Origin of the sequence: Variovorax nivicola (assembly GCF_051216475.1) — a bacterium.
In the GTDB taxonomy this organism is placed as follows: Bacteria; Pseudomonadota; Gammaproteobacteria; order Burkholderiales; family Burkholderiaceae_C; genus Variovorax.
In genome coordinates this window covers 71,063-91,702 of record NZ_JBPJZK010000012.1, presented here as the reverse complement: position 1 = coordinate 91,702, position 20,640 = coordinate 71,063, and the positions used below count along the sequence as shown (strand labels likewise).

20 protein-coding genes and 1 tRNA gene are annotated in these 20,640 nt (G+C 66.3%); 14 read left to right on the top strand and 7 right to left on the bottom strand.

Annotation, left to right across the window (positions count from 1 at the left end; genetic code table 11):
- Positions 1–122: 122 nt before the first annotated feature.
- The 3 genes from ACSFBF_RS31995 to ACSFBF_RS31985 form a co-directional block, all read right to left on the bottom strand.
- The gene (locus ACSFBF_RS31995) at positions 123–980 is read right to left on the bottom strand and encodes an inositol monophosphatase family protein (protein ID WP_435474088.1); all 858 of its coding nucleotides are present in this window, start codon (positions 978–980) and stop codon (positions 123–125) included.
- 67 nt (positions 981–1,047) lie between these two features.
- Positions 1,048–1,122: transfer RNA gene (locus ACSFBF_RS31990), tRNA-Arg, on the bottom strand.
- Between the two features lie 43 nt (positions 1,123–1,165).
- Complete coding sequence (locus tag ACSFBF_RS31985; protein WP_435474086.1) at positions 1,166–1,837, bottom strand: TetR family transcriptional regulator; 672 nt, start codon at positions 1,835–1,837, stop codon at positions 1,166–1,168.
- A 177-nt stretch (positions 1,838–2,014) separates the two neighbouring features.
- Between ACSFBF_RS31985 and ACSFBF_RS31980 the strand changes: the two genes are divergently transcribed.
- From ACSFBF_RS31980 to ACSFBF_RS31965, 4 genes are all read left to right on the top strand, one after another.
- Positions 2,015–3,298, top strand: a complete 1,284-nt coding sequence (locus tag ACSFBF_RS31980) for an efflux RND transporter periplasmic adaptor subunit (protein ID WP_435474084.1) — start codon at positions 2,015–2,017, stop codon at positions 3,296–3,298.
- Between the two features lie 18 nt (positions 3,299–3,316).
- Positions 3,317–6,481 (top strand): efflux RND transporter permease subunit, encoded by a 3,165-nt coding sequence (locus tag ACSFBF_RS31975; protein WP_435474082.1) that lies wholly within the window; start codon positions 3,317–3,319, stop codon positions 6,479–6,481.
- Positions 6,474–7,895, top strand: coding sequence for an efflux transporter outer membrane subunit (locus ACSFBF_RS31970; protein ID WP_435474080.1), 1,422 nt, complete (start codon positions 6,474–6,476; stop codon positions 7,893–7,895). The genes ACSFBF_RS31975 and ACSFBF_RS31970 overlap by 8 nt, the downstream gene beginning before the upstream one ends.
- A 116-nt stretch (positions 7,896–8,011) precedes the next feature.
- Positions 8,012–8,623 carry a c-type cytochrome gene (locus tag ACSFBF_RS31965; RefSeq protein ID WP_435474078.1) on the top strand — a complete coding sequence of 204 codons (612 nt, stop codon included), beginning with the start codon at positions 8,012–8,014 and terminating at the stop codon, positions 8,621–8,623.
- Between the two features lie 48 nt (positions 8,624–8,671).
- Here the strand turns inward: ACSFBF_RS31965 and ACSFBF_RS31960 are convergent, their stop codons facing one another.
- Genes ACSFBF_RS31960 through ACSFBF_RS31950 form a run of 3 tightly spaced genes read right to left on the bottom strand, consistent with a single transcriptional unit; the run spans position 8,672 to position 10,768 of the window.
- The gene (locus ACSFBF_RS31960; RefSeq protein WP_435474076.1) at positions 8,672–9,235 is read right to left on the bottom strand and encodes a DUF2946 family protein; all 564 of its coding nucleotides are present in this window, start codon (positions 9,233–9,235) and stop codon (positions 8,672–8,674) included.
- A 4-nt stretch (positions 9,236–9,239) separates the two neighbouring features.
- Positions 9,240–10,262, bottom strand: coding sequence for a YheT family hydrolase (locus ACSFBF_RS31955; protein ID WP_435474191.1), 1,023 nt, complete (start codon positions 10,260–10,262; stop codon positions 9,240–9,242).
- Positions 10,263–10,315: 53 nt separating this feature from the next.
- Positions 10,316–10,768, bottom strand: coding sequence for a YybH family protein (locus ACSFBF_RS31950; RefSeq protein WP_093057704.1), 453 nt, complete (start codon positions 10,766–10,768; stop codon positions 10,316–10,318).
- Positions 10,769–10,985: 217 nt separating this feature from the next.
- On the opposite strand from ACSFBF_RS31950, the gene rutA reads away from it, so the two are divergent.
- From rutA to rutF, 6 genes are read left to right on the top strand one after another with little or no spacing between them, the layout of a single operon-like run.
- The gene (gene rutA / locus ACSFBF_RS31945; protein ID WP_435474073.1) at positions 10,986–12,098 is read left to right on the top strand and encodes a pyrimidine utilization protein A; all 1,113 of its coding nucleotides are present in this window, start codon (positions 10,986–10,988) and stop codon (positions 12,096–12,098) included.
- Positions 12,099–12,111: 13 nt separating this feature from the next.
- Positions 12,112–12,903 (top strand): pyrimidine utilization protein B, encoded by a 792-nt coding sequence (rutB, locus tag ACSFBF_RS31940; protein ID WP_435474071.1) that lies wholly within the window; start codon positions 12,112–12,114, stop codon positions 12,901–12,903.
- Between the two features lie 23 nt (positions 12,904–12,926).
- Positions 12,927–13,319 carry a pyrimidine utilization protein C gene (rutC, locus tag ACSFBF_RS31935; protein WP_435474069.1) on the top strand — a complete coding sequence of 131 codons (393 nt, stop codon included), beginning with the start codon at positions 12,927–12,929 and terminating at the stop codon, positions 13,317–13,319.
- A 5-nt stretch (positions 13,320–13,324) separates the two neighbouring features.
- Complete coding sequence (gene rutD / locus ACSFBF_RS31930; protein WP_435474067.1) at positions 13,325–14,131, top strand: pyrimidine utilization protein D; 807 nt, start codon at positions 13,325–13,327, stop codon at positions 14,129–14,131.
- Entirely contained in the window at positions 14,128–14,730 is a 603-nt protein-coding gene (locus ACSFBF_RS31925; RefSeq protein WP_435474065.1) for a malonic semialdehyde reductase, read from the top strand. The genes rutD and ACSFBF_RS31925 overlap by 4 nt, the downstream gene beginning before the upstream one ends.
- A gap of 15 nt (positions 14,731–14,745) precedes the next feature.
- The gene (rutF, locus tag ACSFBF_RS31920; protein WP_435474063.1) at positions 14,746–15,291 is read left to right on the top strand and encodes an NADH-dependent FMN reductase RutF; all 546 of its coding nucleotides are present in this window, start codon (positions 14,746–14,748) and stop codon (positions 15,289–15,291) included.
- A gap of 12 nt (positions 15,292–15,303) precedes the next feature.
- Here the strand turns inward: rutF and rutR are convergent, their stop codons facing one another.
- Entirely contained in the window at positions 15,304–16,014 is a 711-nt protein-coding gene (rutR, locus tag ACSFBF_RS31915) for an HTH-type transcriptional regulator RutR (RefSeq protein WP_435474061.1), read from the bottom strand.
- Positions 16,015–16,225: 211 nt separating this feature from the next.
- Here rutR and ACSFBF_RS31910 point away from each other — a divergent pair, with 211 nt between their 5' ends.
- The 4 genes from ACSFBF_RS31910 (at position 16,226) to ACSFBF_RS31895 (ending at position 20,635) form a co-directional block, all read left to right on the top strand.
- Positions 16,226–17,227 (top strand): isopenicillin N synthase family dioxygenase, encoded by a 1,002-nt coding sequence (locus ACSFBF_RS31910; protein ID WP_435474059.1) that lies wholly within the window; start codon positions 16,226–16,228, stop codon positions 17,225–17,227.
- Between the two features lie 310 nt (positions 17,228–17,537).
- A complete protein-coding gene (locus ACSFBF_RS31905) occupies positions 17,538–17,924 on the top strand; it encodes a VOC family protein (RefSeq protein ID WP_258352650.1) in 387 nt (128 codons plus the stop codon).
- 67 nt (positions 17,925–17,991) lie between these two features.
- Positions 17,992–19,101: a BMP family ABC transporter substrate-binding protein gene (locus ACSFBF_RS31900; RefSeq protein ID WP_435474056.1), complete on the top strand. Its 1,110-nt coding sequence runs from the start codon at positions 17,992–17,994 to the stop codon at positions 19,099–19,101.
- Positions 19,102–19,105: 4 nt separating this feature from the next.
- The gene (locus ACSFBF_RS31895) at positions 19,106–20,635 is read left to right on the top strand and encodes an ABC transporter ATP-binding protein (RefSeq protein WP_435474054.1); all 1,530 of its coding nucleotides are present in this window, start codon (positions 19,106–19,108) and stop codon (positions 20,633–20,635) included.
- Positions 20,636–20,640 lie beyond the last annotated feature (5 nt).

The following is a 20,640-nucleotide window of genomic DNA, read 5'->3' as shown; positions in this document are numbered from 1 at the left end:
GTATGTAAGTGCTTGGCGTTTTCCAGCAGGCAGCAATGAGAAGTGCCTGCGAATCCGTGAACGAATACACGCGCCAAAAGTGGCTTGCGTGCCTCGGCAAGAACGTTGGTTCCGAATGTTTACTAGTCGGTAGTCGGATCGCTCTCAGGCGAATCCGAAAAAAGAGCGTCTCTCAACAAATCCCAAGAGCTCTGATCAGGCGCGCAGATCAACCCGCCAGTGAGATGGTCCGGCTTGTACGGCGACCCGTCGAAATGAGCGCTGTAGCCGCCTGCCTCTTTATGAATGAGCCAGCCCGCGGCGTGGTCCCAGGGCATCAGCTTGTAATAGAGCAGCGCATGGCAATGGCCCGCGGCCGCCATCCGGTATTCATGCGCAGCACAGCGCATCCAGAAGTTCATGGCGACCTTCGGCAAATTCCGAACCACCATCGAGCGCATCGGCTCCGGAAGAAAGTTCGTGCCGGCCACCACGTGCATCTGGTTGACCGGCATAGGGAGAGCGACCTTTATCTCCTTGTCGATCAGGTCGGCCCCTTGCCGCCAGGCACCGCTTCCGCGCACTGCGAATGACGTGTCGTCGCAGACAGGGTCATGGATGATGCCCATGACAACCTCGCCTCGCACCGTGGCCGCGAGCATGACGCCAAAGAGAGGAACGCCGGAAGAGAAGTTCTTCGTTCCGTCGATGGGGTCGATGATGAACGCGAGCTCGGCCGTTGCGATCCGCGACAGCACGCCGGGGTCGCGACCAGCCGCCTCCTCGCCAATGATGAGCGCGTCCGGATAGAGCTGAAGCAGCCGTCGCGAGATCTCGTACTCCGCAGCCTCGTCTGCATCAGTGACCACGTCGAAGGTGGAGGACTTTTCTCTCGTGCTGCTGGCCAGCGAGCCATTGAAGCGCGGCATGATCTCGGCGCGCGCGACTTCGGCCAGGATCTTCCCCACGGTCACTGCGTCATGGCGAGTGAATGTTTTCATGCAGAGGCATTTCTCCGAGGAAAAATGAAAAAGGCCGGAAGCTTTTGAAAGCTTCCGGCCTTGTATCTGGTCCCGCCGCCAGGAATCGAACCTGGATCTCAGCCTTCGGAGGGCCGAATTCTATCCGTTGAAATACAGCGAGGAATTGGGGTCCGGCATGCACCGGAGCCACGCATTATCGCCTATCAGGCGGCGACTGCTTCAGCCTCGACCGCAACAGCGGTGCCCGGAAGTGGCCGGGCGAACCCGAGCCCGGCCAGATAGACCCGGAATGTGCGCCTTCCGGTGTGTACCAGGTCAAAGGCCTCGGGGTCGAGCAGCCAGTTCTGAATGAGCCCGCTGATGAGTGCGTGCAACCCCTGCGCCGCCGCGTTGCCCGGCAGCGGCAGCTTGATATGGCTGCGGCGCGCGGCCAGGCGCAAGGCCTTCTCGAAGTCGCCCACGCAGGCGTTGCGGGCGTCGAGGTGGCGCTGCTGCACCGAGGCCATGTCGTGGGTGTATTCGACCTTGTGGGTCGCCACGTCGAACACGCGGCGCACCTGGGGGTCGGTGGCCATGAGGTTGAGCGCATGGATCATGCCCTCCTCGATCTCGGCCAGGGGGTCGTCCGCGAAGTCTGCGGTGGCGGACTTCGGCGCGGCTTCCAGCGGCAGGATGACCCGCTCCATCATCGCGTTGAAGAGGTCAGCCTTGTCCTTGAAATGCCAATAGATGGCGCCGCGCGTTGCGCCGGCCTGCTGCGCGATCTGCTGCAGCGTGGTCTGCGAAACGCCCTGCGCCTGAAACAGCAGCTCCGCGGCATCGAGCAACCGATGCCGCGTGGCCAATGCTTCTTCTTTCGTCCGACGTGCCACCAAGTCTCCTGATTTGTAAAGACAACGCCCTCTATGTATCGTGGGGCCATTCGCGGTTGTCACTATACATCCATGAATGTATGTAAACTCGCCGGTTTCCTCGATGGCCCACCTGGCTACACAGGTTTCCGGTTTGCTCCGCGAACGCGCCATCTCCCGTCTTCGCTTCAAAGGAATCGCATGCCTCTCCTGCATGTTTCGCGTCATTCGTCCTTTTCGCCGCGTCTCGCGACCGTGGCCGCCGTTGTCCTGCTGGTCCTTGCGGGCTGTGGCAAGAGCGATGCGCCCGCCGGTCCGGGCGGCGCCGGCGGTGGTGGCCATCCCCCCGCACCCGAGGTGGGCGTGGTGGTTGCCGCGCCGACCGACGTCGGCCTCGTCACCGAGTTGCCCGGCCGCCTCGAGGCCTCCCGCGTCGCCCAGGTCCGCGCCCGCGCCTCGGGCATCCTGCTGAAGCGCGAATTCCGCGAAGGCAGCGACGTGAAGGCCGGCCAGCTGCTGTTCCGCATCGACCCCGCCCCGCTGGTGGCCGCCACGCAGAACGCGCAGGCCACGCTGGCCCGCGCCGAAGCCAACGCGGTACAGGCCAAGGCCCTGGCCGACCGCTACAAGCCACTGGTCGAAGCCAATGCGGTCAGCAAGCAGGAATACGCGAGCGCCGTGGCCTCCGCCAAGCAGGCCGAAGCCGACGTGGCCTCGGGCCGCGCGGCGCTGCAGACCGCCAAGATCAACCAGGGCTATGCCGACGTGACCTCGCCCATCGCGGGCCGCATCGGCCGTGCCCTCGTCACCGAAGGCGCGCTGGTGGGCCAGGGCGACGCCACCGAGCTCGCCGTGGTGCAGCAGATCAACCCGTTGTACGTGAACTTCACGCAGTCGGCCTCCGACGCGATGAAGCTGCGCCGCGCCGTGGCCGCCGGCCAGTACAAGCGCGCGAGTGGCGAAGAAGCCGCAACCATCCGCGTGGTGCTCGAAGACGGCACCGACTACCCGCTGGAAGGCAAGCTGCTGTTCTCCGACCTCACGGTCGACTCCACCACCGGCCAGGTCACGCTGCGCGCCGAAGTGCCCAACCCCAAGGGCGAGCTGCTGCCCGGCCTGTACGTTCGCGTGAAGCTCGAACAGGCGCAGGCCACCAACGCGATCACGCTGCCGCAGCAGGCCGTCACGCGCACCCAGCAGGGTGACACCGTGTCGGTGGTCGACAAGGACGGCAAGATCAGCAAGCGCACCGTGAAGATCAGCGCCGCCAAGGACAACCAGTGGGTGGTGCTCGATGGCCTGAAGGCCGGCGAGCAGGTGATGGTCGACGGCTTCCAGAAGCTGCAGATGATGCCGCCCGGCACGCCGGTGAAGGCGGTCCCGTGGACCAAGCCGAACCCGAACGCCGCGGCCACGCCGGCCGCCGCGGGGGCCGCTCCGGCGGCGCCTGCCCCGGCCGACAAGGCCGCGGCCGAGAAGAAGTAATCAGGAGCGCGCCCGCAAATGGCCAAATTTTTTATCGACCGACCGATCTTCGCCTGGGTGATCGCACTGTTCGTCCTGGTGCTGGGCGGCGTGTCAATCACCCAGCTGCCGATCTCGCAGTACCCGCCGGTGGCGCCGCCCGCCATCGTCATCAACGTCGCCTACCCCGGCGCTTCGGCCCAGACGCTCGAGGACAGCGTGCTGTCCGTCATCGAGCGTGAAATGAACGGCTCGCCGGGCATGATCTACATGGAATCGGTGGCCCAGGCCGACGGCACCGGCTCCATCACGATCAGCTTCGAAGCCGGCACCAACGACGACCTCGCCCAGGTGGACGTGCAGAACCGGCTGTCGCGCGCGACGCCGCGCCTGCCGGCCGCAGTGACGCAGCAGGGCGTGCGCGTGGACAAGTCGCGCAACAACTTCCTGATGTTCGTGATGCTGTCCTCGGACAACCCCGCCTTCGACCCGGTCGCCCTTGGCGACTACGCCTCGCGCAACATCGTGCCCGAGCTGCAACGTGTCGTGGGCGTGGGCCAGGCCCAGCTGTTCGGCACCGAAAACGCGATGCGCATCTGGGTCGATCCGGCCAAGCTGCAGGGCTTCAACCTGTCGGCCGCCGATGTGAACAACGCGATCCGCGCGCAGAACGCGCAGGTGTCCTCCGGCACCATCGGCGACCTGCCGAACATTCCCGGCCAGGCCATTGCGGCCACCGTGGTGGTGAACGGCCAGCTCGCCAACGTGGACCAGTTCAAGGACATCGTGCTGCGCGCCAACACCGACGGCTCGACCGTGCGGCTGAAGGACGTGGCTCGCGTCGAACTCGGCGGCCAGTCGTATGCCACCTCGGCCCGCCTGAACGGCGTGCCCGCGGTTGGTATCGGCGTCCAGCCCACACCCAACGGCAACGCGCTGCAATCGGCCAAGGCGATCCGCGCCAAGATGACCGAACTCGAACGCTTCTTCCCGCAGGGCGTGAAGTGGGCCATTCCGTACGACAGCTCGCGCTTCGTGCAGATCTCGATCACCGAAGTGGTCAAGACGCTGCTGGAAGCAGTGGCGCTGGTGTTCGTGGTGATGTTCCTGTTCCTGCAGAACTGGCGCTACACGATCATCCCGACCATCGTGGTGCCGATCGCGCTGCTGGGCACGTTTGCCTCGCTGCTGGCGCTCGGCTTCTCGATCAACGTGCTGACCATGTTCGGCATGGTGCTGGTGATCGGTATCGTGGTGGACGACGCCATCGTGGTGGTGGAGAACGTCGAGCGCATCATGAGCGAGGAGGGGCTGTCGCCGCTCGAAGCCACGCGCAAGGCCATGAAGCAGATCTCCGGCGCCATCATCGGCGTGACGGTGGTGCTGATCTCGGTGTTCGTGCCGCTCGCGTTCTTCGCCGGCTCGACCGGCAACATCTACCGCCAGTTCTCGGCGGTGATGGTGGCCTCGATCGCCTTCTCGGCCTTCATGGCGCTGTCGCTCACGCCGGCGCTATGCGCCACGCTGCTCAAGCCGGTGGAAGCTGGCCACCACCACGAGAAGACCGGCTTCTTCGGCTGGTTCAACCGCGGCTTCGCCAGCACGGCCAAGGGCTACGAGAGCATGGTCGCGCGCATCCTGCGCCGAGCTGCCCGCTACCTCGTGATCTACCTCGCCATCATCGGCGCGGTGGTGTTCACCTACACCCGTCTGCCGACCTCGTTCCTGCCGCAGGAAGACCAGGGCAACATCATCGTGAACGTGCAGCTGCCGCCAGGTGCGACGCAGGAGCGCGCGCTGTCGGTCATGCAGCAGGTCGAGGGCTTCATCCTGAAGCAGCCCGAAGTGCAGAGCATGGTGGGCGTGATGGGCTTCAGCTTCTCGGGCCAGGGCCAGAACGCGGGCCTCGCCTTCGTGACGCTGAAGGACTGGGACGAACGCAAGGACCCGGCCCACTCGGCCAGCGCGCTGGCCGGCCGTGCCTTCGGTGCGCTGTCGGGCATCCGCGACGCCTTCATCTACCCGCTGAGCCCACCGCCCATTCCCGAACTAGGCAATGCCAGCGGCTTCAGCTTCCGTCTGCAGGACCGCTCGGGCGCGGGCCACGAGGCGCTGATCAACGCACGCAACCAGCTGCTGGGCATGGCATCGCAGAGCAAGATCCTGACGCAGGTTCGCCCTGACGGCCTGGAAGACGCGCCGCAACTGCAGATCGACATCGACCGCGACAAGGCGAATGCGCTGGGCGTGAGCTTCGACGCGATCAATACGACGCTGTCGACCGGCCTGGGTTCGAACTACGTCAACGACTTCCCGAACCGCGGCCGCCTGCAGCGCGTGGTGGTGCAGGCCGACGCTCCGGCGCGGATGCAGCCCGACGATCTGCTCAAGCTGAACGCCAGCAACACGCAGGGCCAGCCGGTGCCGCTGTCGGCCTTCGCGACCACCAAATGGGTTACGGGCGCCACGCAGACGGTGCGCTACAACGGCTACCCGGCAATCCGCATCAGCGGCGACGCCGCCGCCGGCTACAGCACGGGCGCCGCGATGGCCGAGATGGAAAAGCTCGCCGCGCAGCTGCCGCAAGGCTTCGGCTTCGAATGGACCGGCCAGTCGCGCGAAGAAAAGCTCGCGGGTTCGCAGGCCATCATCCTTTATGGCTTCGCGATCCTGGCTGTGTTCCTCTGCCTGGCCGCGCTGTACGAAAGCTGGTCGATCCCGCTGTCGGTGATTCTGGTGGTGCCGCTCGGCGTGCTGGGCGTGCTGGTGGCAACGATGCTGCGCGCCTATTCGAACGACGTGTACTTCCAGGTGGGGCTGATCACCATCATCGGCCTGTCCGCGAAGAACGCGATTCTGATCATCGAGTTCGCCAAGGACCTGCAGGCGCAGGGCAAGGGCGTCATCGAATCGGCGCTGGCCGCCGCTCACCTGCGGTTCCGCCCGATCATCATGACCTCGCTGGCCTTCGGCCTTGGCGTGGTGCCGCTGGTGATCGCCTCGGGCGCCGGCTCTGCCAGCCAGCGCGCCATCGGCACTGGCGTGCTCGGCGGCATGGTGACGGGCACCGCCCTGGCCGTGATCTTCGTGCCGGTGTTCTTCGTGGTGGTGCGCACCCTGTTCAAGGGCAGCGCGCGCCAGCGTGAAGCCGACAAGCGACACGCCGAAGCTGCCGGCATCGCGGAGGAACCTAAACATGACTAAGAAACTGATTCCCACAGCCCTGGCCGCCGCGATGCTGCTGGCCGGCTGCTCGCTGATTCCGACCTACGAGCGCCCCGCCGCGCCGGTGCCCACCACCTACCCGGGCGACCCGACGCAGCCGCCCGGCCAGGCCGCAGCCAACCTGCCCTGGCAGGACTTCTTCACCGACGCGCGGCTCGCGGGCCTGATCCAGACCGCGCTCGTGAACAACCGCGACCTGCGTGTGTCGGTGCTCAACATCGAGCAGGCGCGCGCGCAGTTCCAGATCCAGCGCTCGGCGCTGTTCCCGGCTGTGGGCCTCACGGGTTCGGGCTCGCGCTCGAGCCCGAACCCCTACCAGGCCTTCGACCCCAGCGTGGGCAGCGTGTCGTCGTCGTACAGCGTCAACCTGGGCTTCAACGCCTGGGAGCTGGACTTCTTCGGCCGCATCCGCGCGCTGAAGGACCAGGCGCTGGCGCAGTACCTCGCCACGGACGAGACGCGCAAGGCGGTGCAGATCAGCCTGATCGCGTCGGTCGCCAACGGCTGGCTCACGCTGCTGGCCGACGACGAGCTGCTCGAGATCACGCGCCAGACGATGGTCACGCGCGAAGAGTCGGTGCGCCTCACGAAGATGCGCTTCGACAACGGCGTGTCGTCGGAGCTCGACTTCCAGGCCGCCAACTCGCTGCTGGAAACGGCGCGCGCATCCTATGCGGAGCAGCAGCGCGCGCGCATGCAGGACGAGAACGCCCTCGCCCTGCTGCTGGGCGCGCCGGTGCCGGCCGACGCCACGGCGGGCGGCATCAAGGGCCTGGATGGCATCAAGCCGATGCCCGACGTGCCGGCCGGCCTGCCTTCTGACCTGCTGGCCGAACGGCCCGACATCCGCTCGGCCGAGCAGCAGCTGATTGCGGCCAACGCCAACATCGGCGCGGCGCGCGCGAACTTCTTCCCGCGCGTGTCGCTGACGAGCTCCATCGGCACTGCGAGCAGCGAGTTCTCGGGCCTGTTCGACCGCGGCTCGAAGGCCTGGTCGTTCGCGCCGACGGTGACGCTGCCGATCTTCGACGCGGGCAGCAACATCGCCACGCTCGACTCGGCCAAGGCCGGGCGCGAGATCGCAGTGGCGCAGTACGAGAAGTCGATCCAGACGGCGTTCCGCGAAGTGGCCGATGCGCTCGCGGGCCGCGCCACGCTGGGCGAACAAGTGCGCGCGCAGCGTGCGCAGGCCGATGCGGAGGCGGTGCGCTTCAAGCTCTCCGACCTGCGCTACCGCAACGGCATCGCCAGCGCGCTCGACCTGCTGGACGCACAGCGCTCGCTGTTTACTGCGCAGCAATCGGCCGTGACCGTGCGCCTGCTGCAACTGCAGAACCAGGTCACGCTGTACCGGACGCTGGGTGGCGGCTGGGCCACACGCGACAAGGGCTGAGACGCCAAGGCGTCCGATAAGGGTGGTCCCTTGTCCGTTCGGGCAAGGGGCCTCTCTATAATCGCCGGTTGGTTAGGACAAGCCCCCCGACGAGCCCCCGATAATTGAGGACGCCAATGAGCGCAGACCCGCATTACCAGGCCACAGAAGAAGCCCACACCGGGCCTATCAAGAACCCGAAGCAACTGCTGCTCGCGGTATTTTTCTCCTTCATAGCCCCGATCCTGATCATCGTGGGTCTTGTCTCCTACGTGGTCTCGGGCACCAAGCCCGCCGGCATCGCAGAAGGCGAGAGCATGTCGCTCTATGGTGTGACCAAGGAAGCGCGCGACCGCGAAGTGGCCGAACGCCTCAAGAAGGTCGGCGCCATCGAGATCCGCGACGCCAACCGCCCGCTCGCCGCAGGCGAGGTCGTGTTCAAGGCCCAGTGCGTCGCCTGCCACGGCGCGCCCGGCATTCCCGGCGCCCCGCACCTGAGCGATGCCGCAGCCTGGGGCCCGCGTATCGGCCAAGGCTATGCCACGCTCCTCGAACACGCCTTGAAGGGCAAGGGCGCCATGCCCGCGCAGGGCGGCGGCGACTTCGAAGACCTCGAAGTGGGCCGTGCCGTGGTCTACATGGCCAATGCCGGCGGTGCCAAGTTCCCGGTGCCGGACCGTCCGGCCGCTGCTGCACCCGCTGAAGGTGCTTCGGGTGCGGCCCCTGCAGCCAGCGCTGCTGCGAAGTAGGCGTTTTCCCTAGTCACGAAAGAAAGCCGGCCTCAGCGCCGGCTTTTTTCATTGGCGCGCGGCAGATGTGGCAGCGTCAGCGTGGCGCTCCGCTGGACTCAGCACATGCCCGAAGCGGGTGGGCAATTCAGTGGCCTGTACTGCCTCCGGTGTCCACAGGCCGCGTTCGACAGCCTCGGCGGCGATGCCTACGTCCTGCGTATGCACCAGCCCGAGCCCTAGAGGCGAAACCAGATAGAGCCGGCCTTCCTCGTCGAGCAGGCAGCCCGACACCTCGGTCGCCTTGCCCGTATGGGCCGTGACGGTGAAGCCACCGCCTTCGTCTTCGGCGACCCGCCACACCAGCGGCGAAGTCTCCAGCTCCACATACACACGCTGTGGCCCGTTCTGGAAGAACCACTGGCCTTCTTCATCGTGCTCGTAATTGCGTTGGATGAAGTCGATCAGCTTGTCGTGCCTGAGCATCGAGCCCTTGGCTTTACGAAACGGGCCCTGCGCCTGGGTACGGTCGTCGCGCATGTACCAGTTGCCGCGCGCGTCGAGGCCGAGCCAGCCGTAGCAGTGGGGCACGTTGGGCCACTTGGCCAATGCTTGTTTGACGATGTCATCCATGGCGTCATTCTCGTCCTGGTGGCAAGCCCCCACCGTCAGTGGAAGCGCCGCCATGCAGCTGCAGCCAGCCGCCCACCAGCTCCGGCATGCCGCGCACATGCCCCGGCGGCAACCCCATCGGAAAGCCCACATGCCCGCCGTGAGCGGGCTGCCACAGCGTGACGTGCGCCCCCACCTCGCCGGGCTTCGGCAGGCTGCGCGCCGGAATGAACGGGTCGTTGCGCGCATTCACCACCAGCGCGGGCACGCGGATCGACGCCAGGTGCGGCTTGGCCGAGCCCCGCGACCAGTAGTCGTCGACATCGCGAAAGCCGTGCAGCGGGGCGGTGAAGACGTTGTCGAAGTCGTAGAGGTTGCGCGACGACATCAGCCGCTCGCGGTCGAACAGGCCCGGAAACTGCGCCAGCTTGGCCAGCGCCTTGGGCTTCATGGTCGCGAGGAACATGCGCGTGTAGACCAGCTTGTTGAAGCCCTGGCCGATGGCTTCGCCGCCCGCCGCGAGGTCGAGCGGCGCGCAGACCGAGGCCACGGCGCTCACCACGCCAGAAGCGGTCTCGCCCGCCTCCGAGGCCCAGCGCATCAGCGCATTGCCGCCGAGCGACACGCCCGCCGCCAGCACCGGCCCGCCGCCCTTGCCTGAGTGCTGCTCGCGCATGCGCGCCAGGACCCAGCCGATCTCCTCGAAGTCGCCCGAGTGGTAGGCGCGCGGCGCCAGGTTCAGCTCGCCGCTGCAGCCGCGAAAGTGCGGCACCGCGAAGGCCATGCCGCGAGACGCCGCAAAGGCGGCGAAGGCTTCGGCGTAGTGGCTGCGCGACGAGCCTTCGAGCCCATGGAACAGCACCAGCAGAGGCCTCGGGCCTGGCACTGGCGCATCCACGAAGTCGACGTCGATGAAGTCGCCGTCCGGCGTGGGCCAGCGTTCGCGCCGGTAGACCGGGGCCGGCCCGTCGAAGCGACGGGCGTAGAGCGCGGCCCAGATGGTCTGCAGGTTGCCGCCGGGCAGCCAGCGCGGCGCGGCGTAGTCCATCGACTGGAGAGCAGCAGGAGAAGTAGCGGAAGGAGAAGCAACGAAGGAGGGCATCAATGCAGGGTCTGGGGCGGATCGTTCGCGTCGTCGGGCTCGCGCGCGCTGCCCGGGCTCGCATGGTGCGCCACCATGCGCCAGCCCTGGGCGGTCTTGTGATAGACGTTGGTGGCCAGCACGAAGGCATGGCGCGGGCCTTCGGCCGTGAGCACCTCGATGCGTTCGAGCACGTTGTGCACGGCGCTGCCGAGCGACTCGATCTTGCGCACCCGCGCCGGCATGGCGTGGATCGCGCCGTTGCCGAACATCTGCTCGAAGGCCGCGCGGATCGCCACGGTCCCCACCAGCCGCGGGCCGCCAGGGTGCACGCAGAACACTTCGTCCTCGTCGGCCCAGCAGGCCATCAGCGCATCGATGTCGCCGCGTTGCAGCGCTTCATAGAAGGCCGCTTCGACGTCGTCGGCAGTGCCGCCGATGGCCGCGGCGGCGCGGAGTGGGGTCTTGGGCATTGCGCGATTTTGCCGCGCTGTCCGTGACGGCGGCACTGCACCGCTTTGGTCCGGGTTGCACCGTGCTGCTGCAATCCGGATGGAACGCCTGCTCCACTTTGGACCAAATGGTCAAAACGCGGATGCCGTTTCTTCATAAGCCGTTGATTTAAAACGACTTATCCAACTGGCACGGCGCATGCAAGGAGCTTCGCGACCTCGCAACAGGAGCCCTTCCATGAACGTCGGCATCTTCATTCCCATCGGCAACAACGGCTGGCTGCTTTCCGAAAACGCACCGCAATACAAGCCCAGCTTCGAACTCAACAAGCAGATCACGCTGAAGGCCGAGCGCTACGGCGTCGACTTCGCGCTGTCCATGATCAAGCTGCGCGGCTTCGGCGGCAAGACGGAGTTCTGGGATCACAACCTGGAGTCCTTCACGCTCATGGCGGGCCTCGCGGCGGTCACCAGCAAGATCAAGCTCTTTGCCACTGCCGCTTCGCTGGTGATGCCGCCGGCCATCGTGGCGCGCATGTCGTCGACCATCGATTCGATCTCCAACGGCCGCTTCGGCCTGAACCTCGTCACCGGCTGGCAGCGGCCCGAGTATTCGCAGATGGGCATGTGGCCCGGCGACCAATTCTTCGGCACACGCTACCAGTACCTGTCCGAATACATCCAGGTGCTGCGCGACCTCTGGGGCACGGGCCAGTCTGACTTCAAGGGCGACCATTTCAAGATGGACGACTGCCGCCTGAGCCCGCAGCCGCAGGCCGACATGAAGGTGATCTGCGCCGGCCAGAGCGACGCGGGCATGGAGTTTTCCGCCAAGTACGCCGACTACAACTTCTGCTTCGGCAAGGGCGTGAACACGCCCAAGGCCTTCGCAGCCGCGGCCGAGAAGCTCATCGAGGCCACCGCGAAGACCGGCCGCCACGTCACCACCTACGTGCTGATGATGGTGATCGCCGACGAGACCGACGAGGCCGCGCGCGCCAAGTGGGAGCACTACAAGGCCGGCGCCGACCACGAGGCGATTGCATGGCTGGGCCAGCAGGGCGCGGCCGACACCAAGTCGGGCGCAGACACCAACGTGCGCCAGATGGCCGACCCGACCTCGGCCGTGAACATCAACATGGGCACGCTCGTGGGCTCGTATGAAAACGTCGCGCACATGCTCGACGAAATGGCCGAGGTGCCCGGCACCGAAGGCGTGCTGCTGACCTTCGACGATTTCCTGCAGGGCGTCGAAGCCTTCGGCGAACGCATCCAGCCGCTCATGAAGAGCCGCGCGCACGTGCAGAGCCCCGTGCCGTCGCAGGTCGAACCCGAACGCCTCGCGGCCTGAACAGGAGCGTCACGTGAGCACTCCGGCACGCAACACCACCCTCACATCGAACACCCCCGTTGGCGCACCGCGCCTGCCGGGCGCCCCGGCACCGCTGGTGCTGCCCGCGCGCCCCGAGCCGCTGGCGCTACACGCGAGCGACTCGGCGCTGATCGTCGTCGACATGCAGAACGCCTATGCATCCATCGGCGGGTACGTCGACTCGGCCGGCTTCGACATTTCCGGCGCGCAAGGCACCATCGCCAACATCGCGCGCACCGTCGCGGCAGCGCGCGCGGCCGGCATGCTGGTCGTGTTTTTGCAGAACGGCTGGGACGCGGCATACGTCGAGGCCGGTGGCCCCGGCTCGCCGAACTGGCACAAGTCGAACGCACTCAAGACCATGCGCGCCAAGCCCGAACTGCAGGGCAAGTTCCTCGCCAAGGGCGGCTGGGACTACGAACTCATCGAAGAGATGAAGCCACAGCCCGGCGACATCGTGGTGCCGAAGACGCGCTACAGCGGCTTCTTCAACAGCACGCTCGACAGCACGCTGCGCGCGCGCGGCATCCGCAACCTGGTGTTCACCGGCATCGCCACCAACGTGTGCGTCGAATCGACGCTGCGCGATGCCTTCCACCTCGAATACTTCGCCGTGATGCTCGAAGACGCCACGCACGAACTCGGCGGGCCCGCGATCCAGAAGGCTGCGGTCTACAACGTCGAGACCTTCTTCGGATGGGTCTCCACGGTGGATCACTTCTGCAGCACCTTCGCGCCCTCGCCCATTGCTCAACCCGTTCCGGCCGAAACGGCCACTGTCTGATTCTTTTCAAGGAGCTCTTCTTCATGCCCAAGCAAGCCATCATCCCGCCCGGCACCGGCGTGCCACTCGCCCCCTACGTTCCCGGCACGCTCGCCGACGGCGTGCTCTACGTGTCGGGCACGCTGCCTTTCGACAAGGACAACAACGTTGTGCATGTGGGCGACGCGAGCGCGCAGGCGCGCCACGTACTCACCATCATCCAGGGCGTGGTCGAGGCCGCGGGCGGCACCATGGACGACGTGACCTTCAACCAGATCATGATCAAGGACTGGGCCGACTACGCGAAGATCAACACGGTGTATGCCGAGTTCTTTCCCGGCACCAAGCCCGCGCGCTACTGCATCCAGTGCGGCCTGGTGAAGCCCGACGCGCTGGTCGAGATTGCCTCGATCGCGCACGTCGGCAAGAAGGGCTGAAGCGCATGCCGTCGCTGCACTACGAAGTGCACGGGCCGTCCGATGCGGCAGCCACCGTGCTGCTGTCGTCGGGCCTCGGTGGCTCGGCCGGGTTCTGGCAGCCGCAGCTCGGCGCGTTGATTGCCGCCGGGCACCGCGTCATTGCGTATGACCAGCGCGGCACCGGCCGCAGCCCCGCTGCATTGCCAGAGGCATATGCCATCGAGGACATGGCGCAGGACGTGCTCGAAATCCTCGACGCCACGAACACTTCGCAATGCCACTTCGCGGGCCATGCGCTCGGCGGCCTCGTGGGTCTGCAGCTCGCGCTCGATGCGCCCTCTCGCATCGCGAGCCTCGTGCTCATCAACGCGTGGTCGAAGCCCAACACGCATTCGGCGCGCTGCTTCGATGCGCGGCTCGCGCTGCTAGGCGCCTGCGGTCCGCGCGCATACGTGGAAGCGCAGCCGATCTTCCTTTACCCCGCAGCCTGGGCCGCCGAACACGCGCAGCGCGTGGCCGACGAAGTCGATCACGCCTTCGCGCACTTCCCGGGCGAGGCCAACATGCACGCACGCATCGCCGCGCTGCGCGCCTTCGATGTCGACGCACGCCTCGCAGACATCACTGCTCCTGCATTGGTGGCCGCAGCCAAGGACGACACGCTCGTGCCCTGGACCTGCTCGCAGCGCCTGGCCGATGGCCTGAGCGACGTCACGCTCGACTTCATGCCGCACGGCGGCCATGCCCACAGCGTGACCGAGGCCGAAGCCTTCAACCGCAGCCTGCTCGACTTTCTTTCGCGGGTCAGCACACCCGCCGTTCCCGCATGACCACCACTCTTGCATCCACACTCGACGACGCCGCACTGTCGCTGCTCTTCACCGGCGCGCGCAGCCACAACGGCTGGACCGACGAACCGGTCACCGACGCACAGCTGCAGCAGATCTACGCACTCGCGAGCCTCGGCCCCACATCGGCCAACTGCTCGCCCGCGCGCTTCGTTTTCGTGCGCACGCCCGAAGGCAAGCAGCGCCTCGCACCCGCGCTCTCCAAGGGCAATCTCGACAAGACCATGGCCGCGCCCGTCACGGTCATCGCGGCGTGGGACCGCAAGTTCTACGACAAGCTGCCCACGCTGTTCCCGCATGCCGACGCGCGCAGCTGGTTCACCGGCAGCCCTGAGGCCGCGCACGAGACCGCCTTTCGCAATGCCAGCCTGCAGGCGGGCTACCTGCTGCTCGCGGCGCGCGCGGTCGGTCTCGATGCCGGTCCGATGTCGGGCTTCGACAAGGCGAAGGTCGACGCGGCCTTCTTCGAGGGCACCGACTGGACCGTCAACTTCCTCATCAACCTGGGCCATGGCGATGCGTCGAAGGTGTTCGGCCGCCTGCCGCGGCTGCCCTTCGACGAGGCCTGCGTGCTGGCCTGAAGGAGTCGTCACGACATGCTGAACGCCATGGCCTCCCATGCTTCTTCATCGAACCCCGCCGGCCTGCCGCCGGGCTTGCCGAAGGCCGACTATCGCAATGCGATGGCCCGGCTGGGCGCGGCGGTGAACATCATCACCACCGACGGCCCCGCGGGCCGCGCCGGCTTCACCGCATCGGCCGTGTGCAGCGTGACCGACGAGCCGCCGACGCTGCTGGTGTGCCTCAATCGTTCGGCCTCGGTGTACCCGGCGTTCAAGACCAACGGCGTGCTGTGCGTGAACGTGCTGGCCGCGGGGCACCAGTCGCTCTCGACATTGTTCGGTGGCAAGACACCGATGGACGAGCGCTTCGCCGCCGGCAACTGGAGCCGCAAGACCACCGGCTCGCCGATGCTCGACGACGCGGCCGTGTCCTTCGACTGCCGTGTGGTGCATGCGACGAGCGCGGGCACGCACGACGTGCTGTTCTGTGAGGCAGTGGCCATCGCCATCGGTGGTGCGACGCAGGGCCTCATCTACTTCGACCGGCGCTATCACGAGATCGCAGCGCCACCGCATTGACATCCTCCCGGATCAGCGCGGCGTGATGCCTTGAAGAAAGATGCGCTGCACGTTCTCAACAGTGCGCTCGAAGAACGCCTCATCGTCCAGCGTGTGCCCAGACAGCGCCTGCACCTGCACGCCGAAGTCCGCGTAGTGCTGCGTCACCGCCCACAGCGCGAAGATCAGGTGATGCGGATCGACGGGCGCCAGCTTGCCCGCCTCGACCCACGCGCGGATCACCTCCGACTTTTTCTCCACCAGCGTGCGCAGTTCGCGGTCGAGCTCATCGCGCAGCAGCGGCGCACCCTGGATCATTTCCAGGCAAAAGAGCCGTGACGCATCGGGCCGGTCGCGCGAGACCACCAGTTTGCGGCGGATGTAGTCGCCAATGGCTTCGGCCGGGTCCTGCTCTGCGCTGAAGCCGCGCAGCGGTTCGAGCCACAGCGCGAGCAGATCGCGCAGCACGTTGACGTAAAGCTCCTCCTTGTTCGCGAAGTAGTAGAGCAGGTTGCTCTTCGATACATCGGCGCGTGCCGCCACCTGGTCGATCGACGTGCCGTGCAGGCCGAAGCGGGAGAACAACCCCAGCGCCGCACCGAGGATCGCGCTGCGCTTGTCCTCGATCTGGCGCAGCCGGCGGCTCACCGCAGACGCGCTGCGCACCGCGGGCTTCGCGCGCTTGCGCGCCGGGCTCTTCTCTTTGCTGCTGGCACTCGCGGCCAGCGCTTTGGTCTTCGGCATCTTCCCTCGCTCTTCTCTTGTTCGTTCGTTAGTGAATCGGTGGACAGCACAGCGCACCACTGTAAGGCCGTGGTGCATCGCCTTGCGCCGCAGCCGCCTTCGCGGCGCGTCGTTGCGCACCATGCTGACGCGACGGATGCGTTTTGTCCATTTGGTCCAACTGGCACAGACGTTGCATGGCGAAAGGCATGCCAAGCATGAGGAACCTGCCATGACCCTGCTGTCCGTCCCCATCATCGATCTAGCGCCCTACTTCGCGGGCACCGCCGAAGGCAAGGCCGAGGTCGCGAAGAAGGTCGACGAGGCCTGCCGCAGCATCGGCTTTCTCGTCATCACGAACCACGGCATTGCGCCCGAGCTGATCTCGCGCGTGTCGTCGCTCTCGCGCAGGTTCTTCGACATGCCGCTGGGTGAAAAGCGAAAGGTCGACCGCCCGCGCGAAGACGCGGTACGCGGCTACAGCGCGGTGGGCGAAGAAGGGCTCTCGTACAGCCTCGAAGAAGCCGCTCCCGGCGACCTGAAGGAATCGTTCTCGATCGGCCCGTCGAACGTGCCGCAAGACGACTACCACCGCGGCCCCGCCGCCGGCCCGCACTTCGAGCCCAACAGCTGGCCGCCCATCGAGGGCTTCCGCGAAGCCTACGAAGGCTACTTCGAGGCGATGAGCGATCTCTCTCGCTCGCTGATGCGCGTCTTTGCGCTCGGCCTCTCGCTGCCCGAGACCTTCTTCGACGACAAGATCGACAAACACATCAGCATGTTTCGTGTGCTGAGCTATCCGCCGCAGCGCGAGCAGCCGCTGCCCGGCCAATTGCGCGCGGGCGCGCACAGCGACTACGGCAGCCTCACCATCGTGCTGCCCGACGACAAGGGCCTGCAGGTGTTCAACAAGGCCGGCCAGTGGGTCGACGTGCCTCAGGTCGAAGGCGGCCTGGTGGTCAACATCGCCGACCTCATGATGCAGTGGACCAACGACCAGTGGGTTTCCACGCTGCACCGCGTGATCAACCCGCCCTTCGAGATCGCCAGCACCAACCGCCGGCAATCGCTGGTGTTCTTCCACCAGCCGAACTACGACGCGATGGTCGAGTGCTTGCCTAGCTGCCTTGCGCCGGGTGAGCAGGCCAAATACGCGCCGATTTCCTCGGGCGATCACCTGACTTCGAAGTTCGTCAAGCAGACGACCTTTGGTGGCACGAAGGCGATGGCTTGAGATGACGGCCTGCTGTTCTTCGGGGTGCGATCACGCCGACGGGGTACCTTGCTCCGCGAATGTCCCCCGGCCTCCGGCCTCCTCCTTTATTTCGCTGCGCAAGGCACCCCATCGGCGTGATCGTTGTTCACTGCGGTGGTTGATCGGCCAGCACCACAGCCGCGCCCATGTGCGAATGGCGCCGGGTGCTCCCCGCAGCGAAATAAAGGAGGAGGCCGAAGGCCGGGGGACATTCGCGGAGGGGAGTACCCGGTGTCATTCGCACGCACCCCGAACAAGAACAACAGCAAACGCCCAATGAGCAACTGACATGGCCCACCTCTCCTACGTCAACGTCTTCGCAAAAGACGTGGTCGCACTCAGCGGCTTCTACCAGCGCGTATTCGGCTTCCCCGAGATCGAAGCGATCCGCTCGCCCATCTTCCGAGGACTGGACACAGGCAAGTCGAGCCTCGGCTTCAACGCACTCGATGCCTACGAGCTGCTGCATCTGAGCGAGTTCTCCGACACGCGCGGCGTGAAGTTCCTGCTGAACATCGACGTCGACAGCCAGGCCGACGTTGACCGCATGGTGCCTGTGGCGCTGGAGGCCGGCGCCACGCTTATCAAGCCACCGTACGTCACCTACTACAACTGGTACCAGTCGGTGCTGCTCGACCCCGAGGGCAATGTGTTTCGCATCAACTTCATGATGTGACGCGCACTGCATTCGCTCCTTTTCCCGTCCCCTCCTCCCTTCAAAGCCTCTCCTCAAAGGTAGTTCCATGCAGCAGTTGCGCACCCTCACTCCAGGCCTGGGCCTCGCGATGACCATCGCAGCCAGCGGCGCCTTCTTCACCACGCTGCCCGCCGCGGCCGCCGACGGCTTCACGCTGAAGGACAAGCCGAAGATCGCGATGCTCTACTTCGGTCCGAAGAACGACGGCGGCTGGACGCAGGCCTTCGACGAGGCTCGCGTGAAGATCGAGAAGGAAATCGGCCAGAAGATCCAGTTCGTCGAGAACGTGCCCGAAGACGCATCGGCCATCAAGCCCGCTGCAGAAAAGTTCATCCAGCGCGGGGCCAACATCGTGATCGGCACGGCCTTCGGATACTCCGACAGCTTCAAGGACCTGGCCGCCAAGTACCCCGATGTTGCCTTCCTCAACGGCTCGGGCACCACTAACGGCAGCAACCTCGAATCGTTCTACGGCCGCACCTACGAAAGCCAGTACCTCTGCGGCATGGCCGCCGGCGCTGCATCGAAGACCGGCAAGCTCGGCTTCGTCGCGGCCAACCCCTTCGGCGTGGTGAACTGGACCATCAACGCCTTCGCGCTCGGCGCCCAGAAGATGAACCCGAACGCCACGGTCAACGTGATCTACACCGGTGCCTGGAACGACCCGGTGAAAGAACGCGCCGCCGCCGCCGCGCTCATCGACCAGGGCGCCGACGTGATCGGCCAGCACGTCGACAGCCCCACGCCGCAGATCGTCGCGCAGGAGCGCGGCGTGTACGGCACCGGCCACCACCGCGACCTGCGCCAGTTCGCGCCCAAGGCCACGCTGTGCTCGTCGGTGTGGGTGTGGGACCGCTTCCTGACGCCCGAGCTGAAGAAGGTGATGGCCGGCAACTGGAAACCCGCGCAGTACGGCGCCTTCATCGAGATGAAGGACGGCGGCACCGACATCGCGGGCTTCGGCCCCGCCGTGCCCAAGGACAAGGCCGCGGTCATCACCGCCGAGCGCGACGCGATCATGAAGGGCAAGCAGGTCTACGCCGGCCCGCTCGCCGACCGCGACGGCAAGGAGCGCGTTGCCAAGGGCGCGGTGCTGTCCGATGCGGACCTGTGGAAGATGGACTGGTTCGTCAAGGGCGTGGTCACGCAGAAGTAAGTTCATGCCCAACAACGCGCTAGAACTCACCGGCATCCGCAAGTCCTTCGACGGCTTCGCGGCATTGACCGACGCACACTTCGCCGCGCGCTGGGGCGAGGTGCATGCGCTGCTGGGCGAGAACGGCGCGGGCAAATCGTCGCTGATGAACATCGCGGCCGGGCTCTATGCACCCGAGGCCGGGCAGCTGCTGGTGGACGACAACGCGGTGCGCTTCACCGGCCCACGCGACGCTGCGAAGCACCGCATCGGCATGGTCCACCAGCATTTCAAGCTGGTGCGGCCTTTCACGGTGGCGCAGAACATTTTGCTCACCGCACCACCGCCGGCCGAATTTCAAAGCCATGGCGAACGGCTGCGCGAGATCGAGCGCGACATCCGCAACAAGGCCTCGGAGCTGGGCTTCGACATCGATCCATCGAAGCGCATCGATGCACTGTCGATCGCGGAACAGCAACGCGTCGAAATCCTCAAGGTGCTGCTCGCGGGCGCGCGCATCCTGATCCTCGACGAGCCCACCGCCGTGCTGACCGACCAGGAAGCCGCGCGCCTGCTGCAGACGGTGCAGGGTCTGGCGCGTGCGGGGTCTGCCGTGGTGCTGGTCACGCACAAGATGGCCGATGTGAAGGCGTATGCCGACCGCGTGACGGTGATGCGCGGCGGGCGCACGGTGGCCACGCTGAAGCCGGGCGAAGCATCGGTCGCCGAGTTGGTGAAGCTCACCGTGGGTGAATCGATTGCCGCGCAAGGATTCCAGCCTTCAACCGCATCGCGCGGCCCCGTGCGCCTTTCAGTGCGCGGGCTGCGCACGCCCGCCTCGCCCGAAGGCCGTCGCGTGCTCGACGGCGTGGATCTCGAACTGCACGCGGGCGAAATCTACGGCCTTGCAGGTGTAGGCGGCAACGGCCAGGGCGAATTGGCGGGCGCAATCATGGGCCTGCCGGGCGAAGCCACCGAAGGAGAGATCCGGCTCGAGGGCCACGGCGACCTGAAGACCATGGCCGCATCGGCGCGCCGCGGCATCGGCATTGCCGCCATCCCGGCCGACCGCTACGGGCTCGCGCTCGCGGGTGGCCTTTCCGTCGCCGAGAACTACGCCATCGGCCGCGTGCACACCGGCCGCTACGGCCCCGTGTGGCGCCTGCGCCGTGGCCGCATCCAGAGCGACACGCAAGAAGCTGTGCACGCCTTCGATGTGCAGGGCGTGCGCTCGGTCGCGCAGAAGGCCGCGCTGTTGTCGGGCGGCAATGCGCAGAAGCTGGTGCTCGCGCGAGAGTTCGGCAAGTCGCCCACGCTGGTGCTCGCGCACAGCCCGAGCCGCGGGCTCGACGTGCGCGCTAGCGCTGAAGTGCATGCGCGGCTGCGCGCCGCGCGCGACAGCGGCGCAGCAGTGCTGCTCATCAGCGAAGACCTCGACGAAGTACTGCAGCTCGCCGACCGCGTAGGCGTGATGACGCGCGGTCGCATTGCCGGCGAGTTCGCGCAACCCGCCGACCGGCAGGCCATCGGACAGGCGATGGTGGACCATGGCTGATGCCT

Bases quoted from the DNA above. Each gene is read 5' to 3' on its own strand.
- ACSFBF_RS31900 (WP_435474056.1), top strand. From the start codon at position 17,992: ATGCAGCAGTTGCGCACCCTCACTCCAGGCCTGGGCCTCGCGATGACC.
- ACSFBF_RS31975 (WP_435474082.1), top strand. From the start codon at position 3,317: ATGGCCAAATTTTTTATCGACCGACCGATCTTCGCCTGGGTGATCGCA.
- ACSFBF_RS31955 (WP_435474191.1), bottom strand. From the start codon at position 10,262: ATGGACTACGCCGCGCCGCGCTGGCTGCCCGGCGGCAACCTGCAGACC.
- ACSFBF_RS31960 (WP_435474076.1), bottom strand. From the start codon at position 9,235: ATGGATGACATCGTCAAACAAGCATTGGCCAAGTGGCCCAACGTGCCC.
- rutC (WP_435474069.1), top strand. From the start codon at position 12,927: ATGCCCAAGCAAGCCATCATCCCGCCCGGCACCGGCGTGCCACTCGCC.
- rutF (WP_435474063.1), top strand. From the start codon at position 14,746: ATGCTGAACGCCATGGCCTCCCATGCTTCTTCATCGAACCCCGCCGGC.
- ACSFBF_RS31925 (WP_435474065.1), top strand. From the start codon at position 14,128: ATGACCACCACTCTTGCATCCACACTCGACGACGCCGCACTGTCGCTG.
- rutD (WP_435474067.1), top strand. From the start codon at position 13,325: ATGCCGTCGCTGCACTACGAAGTGCACGGGCCGTCCGATGCGGCAGCC.
- ACSFBF_RS31895 (WP_435474054.1), top strand. From the start codon at position 19,106: ATGCCCAACAACGCGCTAGAACTCACCGGCATCCGCAAGTCCTTCGAC.
- ACSFBF_RS31905 (WP_258352650.1), top strand. From the start codon at position 17,538: ATGGCCCACCTCTCCTACGTCAACGTCTTCGCAAAAGACGTGGTCGCA.
- rutA (WP_435474073.1), top strand. From the start codon at position 10,986: ATGAACGTCGGCATCTTCATTCCCATCGGCAACAACGGCTGGCTGCTT.
- ACSFBF_RS31950 (WP_093057704.1), bottom strand. From the start codon at position 10,768: ATGCCCAAGACCCCACTCCGCGCCGCCGCGGCCATCGGCGGCACTGCC.
- ACSFBF_RS31965 (WP_435474078.1), top strand. From the start codon at position 8,012: ATGAGCGCAGACCCGCATTACCAGGCCACAGAAGAAGCCCACACCGGG.
- ACSFBF_RS31980 (WP_435474084.1), top strand. From the start codon at position 2,015: ATGCCTCTCCTGCATGTTTCGCGTCATTCGTCCTTTTCGCCGCGTCTC.
- ACSFBF_RS31995 (WP_435474088.1), bottom strand. From the start codon at position 980: ATGAAAACATTCACTCGCCATGACGCAGTGACCGTGGGGAAGATCCTG.
- ACSFBF_RS31910 (WP_435474059.1), top strand. From the start codon at position 16,226: ATGACCCTGCTGTCCGTCCCCATCATCGATCTAGCGCCCTACTTCGCG.
- ACSFBF_RS31970 (WP_435474080.1), top strand. From the start codon at position 6,474: ATGACTAAGAAACTGATTCCCACAGCCCTGGCCGCCGCGATGCTGCTG.
- rutR (WP_435474061.1), bottom strand. From the start codon at position 16,014: ATGCCGAAGACCAAAGCGCTGGCCGCGAGTGCCAGCAGCAAAGAGAAG.